We start from the raw sequence: 16,877 nt of genomic DNA, 5'->3' as shown, positions 1-16,877 counted from the left end.
AGAAATATATGCAGCGCACTACATTTTTAACATTAGTTTTTTCCTCTTTATTACTCCTCCCAGCCATGGCACAATTAGGACAAGTTTGGAGTGATTTTCAATTTTATTCGGTAGATATGCAAAATTATCTCCGTAATAATTTGATAGCAACTTTAAAACCTTTGCAAGTAACTAGCCAAAATGCTTTGAATAATTCCACCGGAGAATTGAGTATACCTAACCCGGTTGAAGCCGGAGAAATTCTGCGCCAGGATATATTATTTAACCCAGTAACCAATAAATTTGAAAACAACCCAGTTATTCACGCGCATTCAGTTAGTTATGAAATTAACCGAATAATTACTTTTGCTTCTATCCAAAGCATTATGGGTAATGCGGGACAAACCCGCTTAAAATCACAATTACAAAACGTTGAAAATGTGATAGATAATATTGACCAAATCTCTCAAAACTCTGATAACATTTTCAATCAACTTACCAATACTATTAGTGGTTTATCTGTCATTAATCCATTAGCACCACTGGAGAGAGAACAAGCAAAATTAGAATTACAAAGTATTAAAATCCAACAAGAACAAGCAAAACTTACTAGTGCTAACTTAGCCCAAACCATGCAAACTAACCAGTCTCTGCAATACTCTAACTTAAACTTAGCTAATGTTTCCCAGCAAATAGAAGAAATGAATCGCTCCCGCAGAATTGATTCCGCCACAGAAGCAGCTAGACTGTTCCGCAGCACTGCTCAAACAGATTTATTCGGCCGAGAAAAAAATTAATTATTATTTATTTAGTTACCATGTATCTACATATTTTACAAGTCTTTCCCGAAATTGGTATTAATGAAACTTTTGCTAGTGGTGCTATAACCGCCAGAAGCATGGCGGAAAGTTGGGATAATCAATGGGTAAATATATTACAAAATAATACTAGTAGTAATTTATATGGTGCGCTAACCAATTTGGGTGTTTTTTTTGCTGTGGGTACTCTACTATTTTTTATGGTGCAATGGCTAAAAGATGTTATATATGCTGAATACTCCCGCCCAATAACCGGTTTGATTTGGCCTTTTATAGTGGTGATTTTATTAACTAATTCCCCCGGAGGGAGCATACTTTCTACCTTGACATTGGGGTTAAGGAACTTGATCAATACAGTTAATCAGCAAATACTAACTACAGCAGATGCAGAACAAAATTATCAGCAAGCATTGAATATGAGTCTGGCGGAGGAAATAGCTGGTTCTGTGCTGCGTCCTTGTCAATCATTGACCGGTGAACAGCAAACCCAATGTTTTGCTAAAGCCAGCGAACAAACAGATAACCTCTGGCGAGGATATAGAGATTTATATGGTAATAGAACTTGGATTCAAAGACTGGAAAATCAGGTAATTTCCTTAAAATTTGGCACAGAAAACTTATCAGATACTAGCTTTAATTCCCTCTTGGGTAATACAACACAAACTAGCATCAAAAACTTTTTAATTTCTGTGCAGTATGCTTTTCAAAACTTAATAGAAGCCACTATGTTGCTGATAGCTGCTTTAGGACCGTTGGCTGTAGGTGCATCCTTGCTACCTGTTGCGGGAAAACCTGTTTATGCTTGGTTAACAGGTTTTTTATCCGCGGGAATTGCTAAAATTTCATTCAATATAATTGCTGTGGTCACAGCTTCAGTGATTATCACTGGACCGGCGGAAAATCCTAATGCTAATCCAGACTTAATGTGGTTCCTAATTTTTTTAGGAATTTTAGCGCCTTTGTTATCTTTAGTGGTGGCTGGTGCTGGAGGTTTTGCGGTTTTTAGTGCGATTAATCATACAAATACCTTGGTAAAACAGAGAATATAAACTTTAAACTTCCATGAGGTGAAAAAAAATGACTAATTTACTAGAACGACGAAAACCAGGGGTAAATGTGTTAACAATATTTGCCATCATTACCTTTAGCTTACATCTATTGGTGTTATGTTTATTTATCTGGCAAGGGTTGAATATTCGCCAACTAAGTCTGAGAAAACCGCCTAATTTTGTGCAAATGATCGATGGTCAACCCGTGGGCGCTGTTGATGATTTAGCCAGAGATCCCCAAGCTATTCGCCAATTTATCAGTAAAACTATGACATCTATGTTTAACTGGTCGGGAACTCTACCACCACAAACCATCACAGAAGCCACCAAACCTCAAGTAGATTTAGGAATCCAGGTCAGAACCCCACAAGGTGGTAGACAAAGGGTGACTACTAGCAGTTGGGTAGCTAGTTTCGCCATAACAGAACATTTTCGTAAAGGTTTTTTAGGTGCGATCGCTGAAATGACACCACCAGAAGTTTTTTCTCAAAATCCTAGCCAAGTGATCTTAGCAGAATTAGTTATCCAACGCATTTATCCCCCAGAACAGATCGCCCCAGGAAAGTGGCGAGTTGGTATGGTGGCTGATCTGATTCAAAAAAAAACAGATGATGATAGAAAAACAGTTACACCGTTTAATAAAGATTTCCTAGTGCGTGCGGTAGATTATTTCCCCTACCCTTTACCTAATACTAGCACCGATATCCAAAAAGCAATTGATAGCAATCGCGCCCACAAATTAGAAATTTACGAAATTCGTAATTTATGTTTGCTAAATGACTATGATCATCTCTCCAAGGATCAAGGAAAACTCTGTGACAATCAAGGCAGGTATCAAAATTTTATCAGATAAATTTGCCCTTGACAAATCAAGTTTATACTTTATATATTAAGTTATTTATGCAACTAATCAAGACAGAAAACAAAAAAACTAGCATATTGCCACTGTTAGCTGTAGGAACATTCAGTTTAAATATACTCACTTTGTTATTACTTTTGTTCCACGGTTCTATGATCGACAATTTAAAACAGCAGTTAACACCCCAAAGTTTAGTACAACTTGTTGATGGTCGAGCAATTACTGTAGATCCTCAACTAACTAATCAAAGACATCCAGAAACAATTCGCCGCTTTGTAGGTGAAACCATGACGTTAATGCTTACTTGGTCACAGCAACAACCACCAGTGACAGTATGGGAAATTACTTCTCAACTTTTAGCCCCTGATTTAAAACCCAAGTTGCAGGCGGAAATTACTAACTTAAATACCACTGGTCAATTAGCCAATATTAACCGCCAAAGTGAATATGTGTTAGTAATAAACACAGTTTCTCAACCCACAACAATAGGTGATGGTAAATGGAAAATAGAAATTTTGGCTAATCACTTACATTTTAGCAGTTCTGATAATTTGGGAATTTCAACTTCCTTTAACAAAATCATCTTAGTGCGAGCCATTGATCAACCAGCAATCTCACTCCCACCGGAACCCCTACCATGGAATTTAGCCGCTTACCGTCTTGCTGAAGCCAGGCTAGAAATTTACCAAATATGTAACTTCACAGATAAAAAGTGTTCTGAAAATTAACAATATAATCTCATGAGTTATTATTCCATTCATCCAGTCCAACCAATTTCTGAAGAACAGAAAATAGAATTAGATGCTTTAGATTGGGAAGCAAAAATGGCTAAATTAGTTGGCTTTGAACCAGAACATTTACAAATCAACACTGAGGTATTAGCAGCAGAAGCAGCCGATGGGCAAACTTTCCAGACCCAGCAAGAAGCACAAACTAATCAATCTCTTTCCTCTAATCCTTTTGCTAAGTTAACCTTAGTAGGCGGTGCTACCTTGGTTATAGTGGTAGTTGCTGGGGGGTTTTTATCCCAGATTATGAATACCAGCAATCAAAGACCCAGAAATAATTTAGTTTCTGTCACTAATGAATTACCAGCAATAGATGAATTACCCCAGCAAAATTTACAAGAAGAAATAGAAATTCTCAAAACAAAATTAGCTCTGGCTGAACAAGTACAAGCAGTAAAAGCAGCTCAAGAAAATCTCAGAAACAAGGTCAAATCACGGGAGGAAACCGCACAACCCAGAGAAAACATACCAACACCTAAAGTAGTGACTGTTGAGCGCATCATTGAAAGGCCAGCTTCTCTAGTTCCTGTCCCACCAATTGCTATGGCCTCTCCACTCCCACCTCCCCCACCAGCAATAATCACCCCGCCAACTCAACCCCCACCACCACATCCCCTGGATGAATGGACAAGGTTAGCAAAGTTAGGTAGTTACGGTCAAGTCCACACCACTGGTCAATCTAGAGTGAATACAGCCTTATTAGTACCTGAAAGTAATCCTAATGTAGAAGCTTTGGTCACTAATTCTCAGCCTCAACCAGCCCCTCCCCAGGTTCAAAGCTCAAAATCTATTAAAGTCGGTACTAGTGCAAAAGCAGTGTTAGCAACAGCTTTATTTGGGGAAACTGCACAGTCAATAAATGCTGACAGTAATGAAGATGATAATAATGTATTTGTTTTGCGTTTGATTAACCCATTACCATCGGTGGATGGTGCGATCGCCTTACCTGTTAACACTGAGTTATTAGCGCAAATTAGTTCTATTTCTGAACAAGGACTACTACAGTTAAATGTGGTCAAGGTGATTTCAGAAGATAACGGAGAACTGCGAGAAAGAAATTTACCCAATAATGCGATTATTGTTCGCGCTCCCCAAGGTAAACCTTTAGTAGCAAATCAATATCCTAATCAAGCTTCATCTATAGCAGGGATGGATTTAGGGTTATTTGTTTTGGGAGGTATTGGTAAAGGAGCGGAATTATTTAATCGTAGTGAGTCTCAAGTTTCCATTGAAGGTGGTAGTACGGTAGTGACTAGTACAAACAATAGGCGCAATGTTACTGCGGGAATTTTAGAAGGTGGTTTAAACTCTGTAGTTCCCCAAATCGCCCAACGCAACCAACAGGCCATCTCTCAAATGATGCGACAAACTAATGTTTGGTTTATACCAGCTGGTCAGGAGGTGGAAATATATGTTAATAGAACCATTCAGTTGTAATATAGCGGTTTTCGCTGCTTAGTGATGTACATCATTAGCAAGCAGAACTTGTCCTACAAGGCGATGATTTACATTTGTATCTGATGTGTTTAAGAAATGTTATAAAAGATATGAGTTTAATCAAATCAGTGTTTAAGTCTGGTTATTTCTTACCTCTAACCTGTGTGATTATCCCAAGTGCAACTATATTAGTTATAGGTCGAGCTTTAGCTGATAATGCTGTTTTACGTTCCATGTTTTCTTGCCATGCACAAGGCTTAGGGGGAATTGTACCCACCATTAAAATTTCTTATCAGCAAGGTACAAATTTAAGTTTTTTGCCCACCGGGGAAACAATTAAAAAAGTTTGGTTAAACGACCCCTCACAGGTAACTATGGATTTTGATGGGCCCATGTGTATGCAGTTTGGCGCAGGAGGTAATGGGAGTTCAGCAAATTGTGAACAATCGTCAGCAAACGTGATCCAACTGCGGCGCATTCAAAGATTGAATATCCCCGGATTGCCTAAAGTGGACAATACACTGTTAACAGTGATTACTGAAGACCAAGGTAAAACTAAGCTATATACTTTTAGGATATTATATCAAAACACTGCCCCGGACTATCACACTTTAGCGATTTATCCTGATCCGGTTTCCGGAGGTGCTACCTGTGCGGGAAAATTTCAGTAATAACTATACGTACAATGCGAAATCCCTTTCCTGGTATGAATCCATATTTAGAACAACCTGAACTATGGCATCAGGTACACAATCGCTTAATTGTATCTATTGCTGATGAACTCACACCCCAAATTGCTCCCAAATATAGAGTTGCTATTGAGGAGCGAGTTTACACCAGTGTGGATGATATTTTATTGGTAGGAATTGCGGATGTAGCTGTTGCTAAGAGAAATAATCTAGAAACTCAGACAAATTCAACCAATCAAAAACTAGTTGAACCCACTAAAGTTAAGGTTCCCATACCTGAACAGATAATTGAAAGATTCTTGGAAGTAAGAACCACACAAAGCCCGGAAGTTGTGACTGTTATCGAAGTGCTTTCCCCCAAAAACAAACGTTCTCAGGAAGGAAGAAAAGTTTACGAGGGCAAAAGGCAAAAAATTTTGCTCTCAGCAACCAATTTAGTAGAAATTGACTTGTTGCGACAAGGAGAAGCCTTACCGATGTTGGGAGTGACTAAGACTGATTATCGAATTTTAGTCAGTCGTAGTGATGAAAGACCGGATGCAGACCTTTATGGCTTTAACTTACAAGATACTATTCCTAGTTTTCCTGTCCCCTTGCGTTGGGGAGAAATGGAACCGGTGATCGATTTGCAGAAATTAATCAATGAAATATATGAACGGGCTAGATTTGATTTAGCCATTGATTATTCCCAACCTCTCAAACCCGCCTTACCTCCTGAACAGCAAACTTGGGCGAGGGAAGTTTTAACCAAAGTATAAAAATGATTGACAGCAAAAAACGTTAGTGACGCTGGAATCCCCCGGCTTTAGGCGGGGGGAGGGTCAAAAAAAACAAATTTACCTGTTAATTCTTGATGTAAGCTAAAACACTCAACCCCAACAACACCACTGTCAACCAATCACCCCAACGGACGTATAAAGTTTGGGTTTGCCGTTTGTAGACAATTTCAGCATGAGTTTCATAGGTATTATGTCCAGATATCCATAGGGTTTGTCCGTGGGGGTCTACAAAAGCTGAATATCCTGTATTAGTGGCCCGCACTGACCATCTATCGGTTTCTATAGCCCGCATGATATCTAAGGCGTGATGCTGAAATGGCATAGAGGCGCTATAGTGAGCATCATTGGAAGAACTGAGTATAAATTCACCACCAGAAGCAGCTTGACGGCGGAATATTTCCGGAAAGGCTGAGTCGTAACAAATACCAACAATCCCCCGACCAAATGGGGTATCAAATATCTGATTTGGTGAGCCTGGTACTTGATGTTCCTTCAGAGGTGATAAACGCTGAATTATACCGCCTAAAATACCTTCAAAAGGAATATACTCCCCCAGGGGAACTAACTTAGTTTTGTCATAACGACTGACAACTTCACCGCTACCGGTGAAAGTAAATAAACTATTTGTGTAGCTGGGTCCTTTTTCGCCAAATGCGCCTATCCACCCTACTATATTTTTCTCTTGTATTGCTTTAACTAAGCTAGTGTTGGTTAAGTCCCGCAGGAAATATGGCAAAGCCCCTTCTGGGGTGAGGACTGCATCTACACCTTGATCTACTAAAATGTAATATCCACTGGTATAACCTGCCATTGCCCGACGCAAACCTTCTGGATATAATTTAATTCTGTTGGGGATATTACCTTGGATAATTCCCACTTTTAATGCGGCTTCTGGTGGTTGGGGGATGGGAATGTTGTATAAGTAAAAACCTAGAATGTGTAAACTAATTAACAGTGCTGTGGCTATACCTAAACTTTTGTTGATCAACTCCATGGGCGCAAAGGACGCTGGGGCGGTCTTGGCTTGACGGGTGATCCAGGCTTCAGCCACTAAGCCATTCACAGCAACAATGGCGGCAGTGACGGTGTTAGGTCCTGAGAGTTGACCGAGGTGTAAAATTACTAAGTTATGCGGACTTTGCGTATAAGCTAGTGAACTCCACCACAAGGGACTGGCACTCCATAGGGTTTCTAGCCCGCACCAGGTAGCTGTAGCAAATAGAACACGTTGCCAGGTGTTTCTCCCGGCAAAACGAGCCATAGCCACTCCCCACAGGGTAACTAATAACCCCCCATAGAGGGTGATAAATGACCAACAAAAAAGGGCTATGGTCAAACTCAGCAACCAAGGAACCCCCAGCCAGTCCATAGGATGAATACCAGTAATCCAGGACAGGGCGACACCGTGATAACCAATACCCCAAGCCAAACCAAGGAGGGGGGGATATTTAATTTTTTTTGACTTAGCCGTAACAATTAACACCCACAAAGGGGATAGGGCAATCCAAGACAAAAACCACGCACCTACAGGGGCTACGGTTAGCCCCATTAATATACCACTGGCTAAGGAGATTGAGTAAGGGAGTAAAGCTGTTAGCTTCTCCCTGTGTTTTTTACTCAGCTTCTTCCACATCTACAGTATCAGGGGGAACTATGGCTACACCATTAATGGCATCATCTTCGTCAAGACGCTGCACTCTAACGCCAGTTGCCGATCGCGATTGGATGGAAATTGCTTTCACCGCCTGACGGATGATGATACCACGATTGGTGACCATCATAATTTCATCATTGTCATTATTAACAATGCGTAGGGTAGCTAATTTGTCTTCACCTTTGCGGTTTTTGAATTTGGTAGCCATTATACCCTGGCCAGCACGGTTTTGCAGTCGGAATTGGGCAACTGGTACGCGCTTACCATATCCCCCCATAGTAATTACTAACACCCAGGGTCCCACATTGCCGTTACTCGGTATTTCTGAGGATTCCTCTTGAGTTTCCATGTCTGGAGGTTCAATTTCTGGGATTTCGGCTTCATCTGTATCTAAGGTGTTGAGAATGGCGGCGGGAAGTATATCCATTCCTACCAGTTCATCTCTATTCTTTAGTTTCATGGCTTTTACACCGCGAGTGGCTCTACCTAAAGGACGTAGCTGTTCGTGGGTACATCTAAAGTGTATGGCCATACCTTGACGAGAACCGATAATTATGCTGTCTTCTACCCTAGCACGTCGCACCCATCGCAGTTGGTCGCCTTCTTCCAAAGAAATGGCAATTAAGCCGTTAGCCCTGATGTTACTAAATGCTGATAGTTCAGTCTTCTTAATGTTGCCACCTTTGGTGAGCATCACCAGATATTCCTCGTCACTAAACTGGTCCACCGGGACGACTGAAGTAATTTTTTCTTCCCTAGGAATAGGTAACATTTGCACAATGGGAGTGCCGCGACTGGTGCGGGAACCTACCGGGATTTGATAAGCTTTTAAGCAGTAGACAACACCGCGATCGCTAAAGAACAAAATACTGTCATGATCGCAGCAAGTTAAGAAATGCTCAATGGTATCATCGTCTTTTACTTTAGCTGCGGCTTTACCTCTGGTAGCACGGCTTTGAGCTTCAAAGGTATTCACAGGCATACGTTTGATGTAACCTTGCTCTGTGAGGAGAATAATAGCTTTTTCATTGGCAATTAGGTCACGCTCATCTATTTCTCCTTCTATTGGTAAAATTACCGTCCGCCGTGGTGTAGCAAAGCTATCTTTTAACTGGGTGACTTCGGTTTGAATTATTTCTAGGATTCGTTCTCGCCGTGCCAAAATATCTTGCAAATCGGCGATTTGCCTTTGTAGGTCTTCGTGTTCTTGACGAATTTTATCTGCTTCTAAAGCAGTTAACCGCCGCAGCTGCATTTGTAAAATTGCGTCTGCTTGCAGTTCTGACAGCCCGTAGGTTGTAATTAACTCTGTTTTGGCTGTGGGTGCATCCGGTGCATGACGAATTAAATAAATAATTGCGTCTAGTTGAGATAAGGCAATCAATAAACCCTGTAAGATGTGATCGCGTGCTTCGGCTTTTCGCAGTTCGTAACGGGTGCGTCTGGTAATGGCTTCAACACGGAAATCTAGAAATACTTGTAAGAATTTCTTGAGGGTGAGAATTTCTGGTTTACCATTGACCAACGCCAGCATATTCGCCCCAAAGTTGCTTTGTAGGGGCGTTTGCTTGTAGAGGTTGTTTAGCACTACCCGGGGGTAAGCATCCCGCTTGAGTTCGATCACGATTCTCATCCCATCGCGATCGCTTTCGTCCCGGATATCTGCAATGCCCTCTAGACGCTTTTCATTCACCATATCGGCGATTCGTTCAATCAACGCCGCCTTGTTGGTTTGGTAAGGTAACTCAGTAATAATAATTGCTTCTCTACTTGGCCGCCCTCGTTGTTCGATGGTTTCAATAGTGGCGACTCCCCGCATGGTAATGGAACCCCGTCCAGTGGTGTAAGCTTCCCGTATGGCAGATGTGCCTAAAACCTGCGCTCCTGTGGGAAAGTCTGGACCATGAATGTAGTCCATTAATTCCAAATCGGTGATTTCTGAGTTGTGAATCAGTGCTACTAAACCATCTATTAATTCTCCCAGGTTGTGGGGAGGAATATTAGTTGCCATCCCCACTGCTATACCGGAGGAACCATTGAGCAACAATTGAGGGATGCGTGATGGTAATACTGTCGGTTCTTGTTGGGAACCGTCGAAGTTGTCGATGAAGTCTACTGTTTCTGATTCAATATCTTGTAGTAGGGATACACTGGTTAAGGCTTGCAGGCGACATTCTGTGTATCGCATTGCTGCCGGGGGATCGTTGTCTATAGAACCAAAGTTACCATGTCCGTTAATGAGGGGCGATCGCATAGAAAAATCCTGTGCCATCCGCACCAAAGCATCATACACTGCTGTGTCACCGTGGGGGTGATATTTACCCAGCACTTCCCCAACTACACGGGCGCATTTCCGAAACGGACGATCATGAGTTAGCCCCAGCTCGTGCATTGCATATAGGATGCGACGATGCACAGGTTTCAGACCATCCCTAGCATCTGGTAGCGCCCGACCCACAATCACGCTCATGGCATATTCCAGATAAGACTGGGACATTTCGTTCCGCAAGTCTGTGGGGATAATCCGCTCCTGTGAGGTTGTCATAACCTAAAAAACTCCAAAAAATGTAGATTTTAGCCCTTCAGCTGAAAGCAAGCGCCAAATTATTCTCAATTAATTTTGAATAATTGCCATATTTTGTTATCATTCTAACATATAGATTGCTCTTGGCCGAGCCGCAACTAGCTAAAACATCAGAATTTCAAGCCCAAAGCCCTAAATTTTCTCTACCACTATCAAAAAATGATTATATATGGGTTTTGAGGATAATTTTTATGTGAATTTTGGATGAATTTTGCATGAATTTTTTGGTGTTTAATAATTTTAATAATAATTGAAAAACCCCAAAATAGATTTGTTGATCCTTGGTTATGATCCTGGTATTTTTTCATCTAAATACTCTAAGTCTCAGGATAGTGTACACCTAGGTGAAAGATATCGTAACCTGAAGAGGAGCAGTTACAGCAATTTGCCATGAATCAGCCAAAAAATCATCGAGAAGATATGGCATCTCAATTAAGTCCAGAGGTGCTGGATATGATCAAACATCCTCCCAAAATGGATGATGTTATCCGTGGACAATCACCAGCTGAACGGAGGGGTAATCAAGCCTTAGTACCAGAGATGCTGGAGCAACCAATTGATGAAACCTTGGAGGAGGATATTAAGGAGCATTAATAGTAGTAGGATGAAATCATTCTGCTTGACAACACTTTGCCTGTGATGCTCCCAGTCATTTATTCCCACGAATTTCTAGATCACAAAACTGGAAGATACCATCCCGAAAAGCCAGAACGGTTGAGCGTCATCGTCAACGCCCTCCAACAATCGGCTTTTGCAGAAAAAATCACTTGGCGATCGCCCACCCCTGTATTATCCCAGCCATTGCTTATGCCCATGCTGCTCAAAGCACATGATCCCGCCTACGTCAACAAAGTTAAGCAAATTGCAGCCAGCGGTGGCGGTTACTTAGACAGTGATACACCAGTTTCCCCCCGCAGTTATGATGTGGCATTGTTAGCGGTCAGTGCTTGGTTAGATGGGGTTGATGCGGTGCTACAGTTAGCTAACCCGGCCTTTGTGTTAGCACGTCCACCAGGACATCATGCTGAAAATAATGCTGGTATGGGTTTTTGCTTATTTTCTCATGCAGCGATCGCCGCCTTATATGCTTTAGAACAACCTGGAGTTAACCGCGTTGCTATTTTAGACTGGGATGTGCATCATGGCAATGGTACTCAGTCCATAGTGGAAACTCACCCGCAAATTGCCTACTGTTCTTTACATCAGCACCCTTGTTATCCCGGTACTGGTCAAGCTTCTGAACAGGGATTTTATCATAACGTCTTAAACCTGCCCATACTTCCCGCTAGTGATATTACTACATATCAGCCATTAATAGAAAACAAGGCTATACCTTTTTTAGCTGACTTTGGGGCAGATTTACTAATTGTCAGTGCTGGTTATGATGCAAATGCCTCAGATCCTTTAGCCAGTATAAACCTGCAACCACAAGATTACGCCTTATTTACTGATGCTTGTTTGGGAATAACTCGTAAAGTTCTCTTTGGTTTAGAGGGTGGTTATGATTTTACATCTCTTTCCCAATCTGTATTAGGGACTATTGAACGCTGCTTACAGCAATTTTCAGCTAAATGACTTTTTTTTGCTCACTAATACTAACAAATACATAAGTTTATCTTTCGGTCATGAAAGTATTATGTCGCACTGGGCGACAAGCTTCTGTTTTATTTAGCTAAAGTTTTGTTAAGATTCTAATGCAGGTAAATTTTTCCCGGAAACTCTCAAGTCAAAACGAGGAAAAATTAATACTACTAGCAGCACAGAGTTCAAAAGGTGAAGCAATGACCACCTATATTTTTTTTGAAGACGCGCTTCGGATGTTTACTAATGCCTATTTACTATCAGCAGTCATGCTAATAGCAGTTTCGGGTATTGGTTTAGCAGTTATAGAAACCATTGAAAAAACAGGAGAACGCTAAATTAAACTTTGGTGGAATGCTTCGTGTTAGGTGTTAGCCTTGAAAATTTTTCCCGCAACTCTCCCACTATGGTTATTTACAAGTGATGAAAAAAGGCGAACAAATTTTCGCCCCAAGATGATTTACTAATGAAGAAAGGTTTAAATACCTAGTCGTTGGTAAACCTGTTCTAAATGGCGGAGATGTTGTTGAGGGTCAAAACAAGTTTCTAGTTCTGCTGGGGACAACTTTTGAGTTACGCGGGGATCTTGACTGATTAAATGGTGGAAGTTTCCTTGTGGCTTGTTCCAAGCAGCATGAGCGCTGTCTTGGACAATGGCATAAGCTTCTTCTCGCCTCATTCCCTTCTCTATTAAGGCGAGGAGAACTTTTTGGCTAAATACTACACCGCCATAACAGTTAAGATTCCGCGTCATGTTTTCCGGGTAAACTAGCAGGTTTTTCACCAGGTCTGTGATTTCTACCAGCATAAAATGTGTCAAAATACAAGCATCTGGTAAAATCACCCGTTCTACAGAACTATGGGAAATGTCTCGCTCATGCCACAAAGCAACATTCTCTAAGGCTGCACCAGCATGACTTCTCACCAGCCGAGCCATTCCCGTCAGCCTTTCCGAACGGATGGGGTTGCGCTTATGGGGCATTGCTGAGGAGCCTTTTTGACCTTTGGCGAAAAATTCTTCAACCTCTAAAACATCTGTTTTTTGTAAGTTGCGAATTTCTACAGCAAAGCGTTCAATAGATGCGGCAACTAAGGCTAATTGTTGCACGTAGTCCGCATGGCGATCGCGAGAAATAACTTGTGTTGAGGCTGTATCAGGTTTGAGTCCTAGTTTTTGGCAAGCAATGGCTTCAACTCGCGGTTCAATGTTGGCATAGGTTCCCACCGCACCGGAAATTTTACCCACAGCTATGGTTTCCCGCAGGACTTTCAGCCTTTCTTGATGGCGTAATACCTCAGCTAACCATCCAGCTAATTTAAAACCAAAAGTCATTGGTTCAGCGTGAATACCATGGGAACGCCCTATCATCACCGTATGACGATGTTCCCGCGCTTTATGGCGAATTGCTTGAATCAAATTTTCTAGATGTTGGCATAATACATCTAGACTAGCAACTAATTGCAATCCTAAAGCTGTATCTAGTACATCTGAACTAGTTAGTCCTAGATGAATATAGCGTCCAGCGTCGCCGACATACTCATTCACATTGGTTAAAAAAGCAATGACATCATGACGAACCTCAGCCTCAATTTCTAGCACCCGCTTGGGGTCAAAATCAGCCTTGGCTTTAATTTCCTCAACTGCCTGAGAAGGGATATAACCCAGTTCAGCTTGGGCTTCACAAACTGCAATCTCCACCTGAAGCCAGGTTTTTAACTTGTAAGATTCAGTCCACAGGTTGCCCATTTCGGGCAAAGTATAACGCTCAATCAACGTTCGCGGCAGAATACAACTGTCATATTCTACAATTTAATAGCGCCGATTTTTGCCCCAGGCTTTTAAATGCCTAGTTAGTGTTGCCATCCCCTTACGGGGAAATGCGGTTTTGCGGTTTTATCCCCCTGTTGTGTCCATCCCCTTGCGGGGAAATGGGGGTGTTGAACCACCGGATCCGCCTTCATAAGTTGGTGGTAACGGAGGCGAAGGAGGTAACTCTGACGCGTTTCCATCCCCTTGCGGGGAAATGGAAGTGTTGAACTGGCAGGCGTGTTTATGCCCCCGATGGGAATCATCCTGACACCCCTCTTATTGTGTCCATCCCCTTGCGGGGAAATGGGGGTGTTGAACCCTACCCATAGGAAACTATTGATGTATTTGGTTTTCAAGGTTCGGTTGCACGAGGCTACGGAATTTGAGATGTATTATCTTGTTTGCGTAGCTGTGGTTGGGTTGCTGAAGTGTGGTTTTCAGATTATGGGTTTAATATAACATGGTTTTACAAACAAGTCAAGGGTTGATTAATATCTTTACTTTTATTTACATTCTTGGGCTGGCTGTGGCTGGCTGTGGCTCCATGCGACGGTTTTGAGCCTGGGTTTACATTTCTTAATATAGTTGAGACGGTTACTGGGGTTGGAGTTTGGGGGTTTTGGGGTGTTTGGTGTAGTTTACATTTTGTAATGTTGTTGGGGTCTGCGTAACCAGTTGAGTCTCCCAAATGGCTAGGTGCTGTTGAGTAATTATTTAATGCAATTCTGTTAGTTTTCCCCTCTTTTGGTGCATCCATCCAGCGAGAAAGGAACTGGAAAAGTTGTAAACCGCTTCCTATTGCATCCTATCAATAGTACGATACTGAATCGCCTCAGCTATGTGATGGGCTTTTAATTCATCTTCCCCTGCCAAATCTGCAATAGTCCGCCCTACTTTAAGAATGCGATCGCTTGCCCTGGCTGACAGTCCTAATTTTCTAATGGCTGATTCTAACAAATTACGCCCGGTATCATCTAACTTGCACCACTTTTGCAGATGATGACTTTTCATTTGAGCATTGCAGCGCAAATTGGGTTCTCCCTGGAAACGTTCAACGGCGCGCCGGCGTGCTTTTTTAACTCGTTCTAAGACTGAAGCCGAGGCTTCACCCATGGGTTGTTGGGTAATTTCTTCTGGTTTTAAGCGATTAACTGCAACTTGTAAATCAATGCGATCCATTAAAGGTCCTGATAATTTAGCCCAATAACTTTCTCGTTGTCTAGGTGAACAAGTACATGGTTGAATAGTATCGCCATAGTAACCACAAGGACAGGGATTAGTGCTAGCCACTAAAGTAAACTGTGCCGGAAATACCACAGATTGTCTAGTGCGGGAAATGGTCACATAACCATCTTCCAAAGGTTGGCGGAGAAACTCTAACACATCTCGTTTAAACTCTGTTAATTCATCCAAAAATAAAATTCCTTGATGAGATAAAGAAATTTCCCCCGGACGGGGAAAACTCCCACCCCCCACCAGAGAAGGACCAGAGGCTGAATGGTGAGGACTGCGAAAAGGGCGTTCCTGTACTAATGAACCGCGATTTTTCAATAAACCAGCCACCGAGTGAATCCGAGTTACTTCTAAAGACTCAGCAAACTCCAGAGGTGGTAAAATTCCCGGCAAACGTCTAGCTAACATGGTTTTACCACTGCCAGGGGGTCCGACAAAAATTAAATTGTGACCACCAGCCGCGGCGATTTCCAAAGCACGACGAGCATGGGACTGTCCTTTAACATCTTTTAAATCTGGTTGAGCGTAAGCTGTTGTGGTTGAGTGCTTTATTATCTCTGGCTGTACAGGTTGGTAACGCCCTGGATTATTCAACAAATCCACCACATCAGTAAGATTATTGCAGCCGTAAACAGCCAATCCTTCCACCACTGCGGCTTCTTGAGCATTATCCGCAGGAACCACCAAACCACTAATGCCCATTTTTTTCGCTGTAGCCGCAATGGGTAGAACCCCAGCCACAGGACGTAAACTACCATCTAAAGAAACTTCACCTAAAAAAATATAATCTCCCAATAAATCGGGGTTAATTTGTTCTGAAGCTGCCAAAATCCCCACACTAATGGGTAAATCGAAACAAGGACCCTCTTTACGTAAATCTGCCGGAGTCAGGTTAATCACAATTTTCCGCATGGGGAAAGCAAAACCAGCATTTTTCAGGGTGGCCTTGACTCGCTCTTTAGATTCTTGAACGGCAGAATCTGGTAATCCCAATACTACAGTTCCTGGTAAACCCCCTGAAACATCCACTTCTACCCCCACTTTCACGGCATCAATGCCTACAATAGATGCACTCCAGACTCTAGCCAGCATTTTATATATGTATATTACTAATCCTTTAAAATCTCTAGCAGATGAATAGGTAAATTGCCATGAGTCAAAGCACAGACACAATTTTCAGCAAAATTATTCGTCGGGAAATTCCCGCAGATATTGTTTATGAAGACGACCTAGCCCTGGCCTTCAAAGACATTTACCCCCAAGCCCCAGTTCACATTCTCGTCATTCCCAAAAAACCCATTGTTAAATTAGCTGATGCTGAACCTGAAGATCAAGCCCTTTTAGGACATCTGTTATTAACCGCCCAACGGGTAGCCGCAGGGGCTGGTTTAAACAACGGTTATCGTCTAGTGATCAACAATGGTGCTGACGGGGGTCAAACTGTCTACCATCTACATTTGCATATCTTAGGTGGAAGGGAGATGCAGTGGCCTGCTGGTTAAGCCAACCTGAATGAATCGCGTCTAGAGATGCGATTCATGAGAAAAACTAATCAATGTCATCAGAAAGAATAAATTAAAAGTACTTTACAAATCAAAACTTTTGTTTTAAGGTAGT

15 protein-coding genes are annotated in these 16,877 nt (G+C 42.0%); 11 read left to right on the top strand and 4 right to left on the bottom strand.

Annotation, left to right across the window (positions count from 1 at the left end; genetic code table 11):
• The first annotated feature begins 8 nt into the window (after positions 1–8).
• The 7 genes from NWP17_RS04170 (at position 9) to NWP17_RS04140 (ending at position 6,377) form a co-directional block, all read left to right on the top strand.
• The gene (locus NWP17_RS04170) at positions 9–776 is read left to right on the top strand and encodes a hypothetical protein (RefSeq protein ID WP_280653657.1); all 768 of its coding nucleotides are present in this window, start codon (positions 9–11) and stop codon (positions 774–776) included.
• A 20-nt stretch (positions 777–796) separates the two neighbouring features.
• Positions 797–1,846: a hypothetical protein gene (locus NWP17_RS04165; protein WP_280653656.1), complete on the top strand. Its 1,050-nt coding sequence runs from the start codon at positions 797–799 to the stop codon at positions 1,844–1,846.
• Positions 1,847–1,874: 28 nt separating this feature from the next.
• Positions 1,875–2,699, top strand: a complete 825-nt coding sequence (locus NWP17_RS04160) for a hypothetical protein (protein ID WP_280653655.1) — start codon at positions 1,875–1,877, stop codon at positions 2,697–2,699.
• A gap of 47 nt (positions 2,700–2,746) precedes the next feature.
• Positions 2,747–3,433 carry a hypothetical protein gene (locus NWP17_RS04155; RefSeq protein WP_280653654.1) on the top strand — a complete coding sequence of 229 codons (687 nt, stop codon included), beginning with the start codon at positions 2,747–2,749 and terminating at the stop codon, positions 3,431–3,433.
• A 12-nt stretch (positions 3,434–3,445) separates the two neighbouring features.
• Positions 3,446–4,930 (top strand): TrbI/VirB10 family protein, encoded by a 1,485-nt coding sequence (locus tag NWP17_RS04150; RefSeq protein WP_280653653.1) that lies wholly within the window; start codon positions 3,446–3,448, stop codon positions 4,928–4,930.
• 110 nt (positions 4,931–5,040) lie between these two features.
• Positions 5,041–5,601 (top strand): hypothetical protein, encoded by a 561-nt coding sequence (locus NWP17_RS04145; protein WP_280653652.1) that lies wholly within the window; start codon positions 5,041–5,043, stop codon positions 5,599–5,601.
• A 14-nt stretch (positions 5,602–5,615) separates the two neighbouring features.
• Positions 5,616–6,377: a DUF4058 family protein gene (locus NWP17_RS04140; RefSeq protein WP_280653651.1), complete on the top strand. Its 762-nt coding sequence runs from the start codon at positions 5,616–5,618 to the stop codon at positions 6,375–6,377.
• An 85-nt stretch (positions 6,378–6,462) separates the two neighbouring features.
• On the opposite strand, the gene lnt is transcribed toward NWP17_RS04140, so the two are convergent.
• Positions 6,463–8,031, bottom strand: coding sequence for an apolipoprotein N-acyltransferase (lnt, locus tag NWP17_RS04135; RefSeq protein WP_280653650.1), 1,569 nt, complete (start codon positions 8,029–8,031; stop codon positions 6,463–6,465).
• Complete coding sequence (gyrA, locus tag NWP17_RS04130; RefSeq protein ID WP_280653649.1) at positions 8,012–10,597, bottom strand: DNA topoisomerase (ATP-hydrolyzing) subunit A; 2,586 nt, start codon at positions 10,595–10,597, stop codon at positions 8,012–8,014. The genes lnt and gyrA overlap by 20 nt, the downstream gene beginning before the upstream one ends.
• A 429-nt stretch (positions 10,598–11,026) precedes the next feature.
• On the opposite strand from gyrA, the gene NWP17_RS04125 reads away from it, so the two are divergent.
• From NWP17_RS04125 to NWP17_RS04115, 3 genes are all read left to right on the top strand, one after another.
• Positions 11,027–11,230: a hypothetical protein gene (locus NWP17_RS04125; RefSeq protein WP_280653648.1), complete on the top strand. Its 204-nt coding sequence runs from the start codon at positions 11,027–11,029 to the stop codon at positions 11,228–11,230.
• Positions 11,231–11,275: 45 nt separating this feature from the next.
• Positions 11,276–12,211 carry a histone deacetylase family protein gene (locus NWP17_RS04120; protein WP_280653647.1) on the top strand — a complete coding sequence of 312 codons (936 nt, stop codon included), beginning with the start codon at positions 11,276–11,278 and terminating at the stop codon, positions 12,209–12,211.
• 206 nt (positions 12,212–12,417) lie between these two features.
• Positions 12,418–12,555, top strand: coding sequence for a hypothetical protein (locus NWP17_RS04115; RefSeq protein ID WP_280653646.1), 138 nt, complete (start codon positions 12,418–12,420; stop codon positions 12,553–12,555).
• Positions 12,556–12,695: 140 nt separating this feature from the next.
• Here NWP17_RS04115 and purB read toward each other — a convergent pair whose 3' ends face one another.
• Complete coding sequence (purB, locus tag NWP17_RS04110; protein WP_280653645.1) at positions 12,696–13,991, bottom strand: adenylosuccinate lyase; 1,296 nt, start codon at positions 13,989–13,991, stop codon at positions 12,696–12,698.
• 831 nt (positions 13,992–14,822) lie between these two features.
• Entirely contained in the window at positions 14,823–16,352 is a 1,530-nt protein-coding gene (locus tag NWP17_RS04105) for a YifB family Mg chelatase-like AAA ATPase (protein ID WP_280653644.1), read from the bottom strand.
• A gap of 59 nt (positions 16,353–16,411) precedes the next feature.
• On the opposite strand from NWP17_RS04105, the gene NWP17_RS04100 reads away from it, so the two are divergent.
• Complete coding sequence (locus NWP17_RS04100; protein ID WP_280653643.1) at positions 16,412–16,762, top strand: histidine triad nucleotide-binding protein; 351 nt, start codon at positions 16,412–16,414, stop codon at positions 16,760–16,762.
• The last annotated feature ends 115 nt before the right edge of the window (positions 16,763–16,877 follow it).

This window comes from Chrysosporum bergii ANA360D, from assembly GCF_029891735.1.
Lineage (GTDB): Bacteria > Cyanobacteriota > Cyanobacteriia > Cyanobacteriales > Nostocaceae > Umezakia > Umezakia bergii.
Note: the sequence above shows the minus strand (reverse complement) of the source record. Positions and strands in the feature narration are given on the sequence as shown.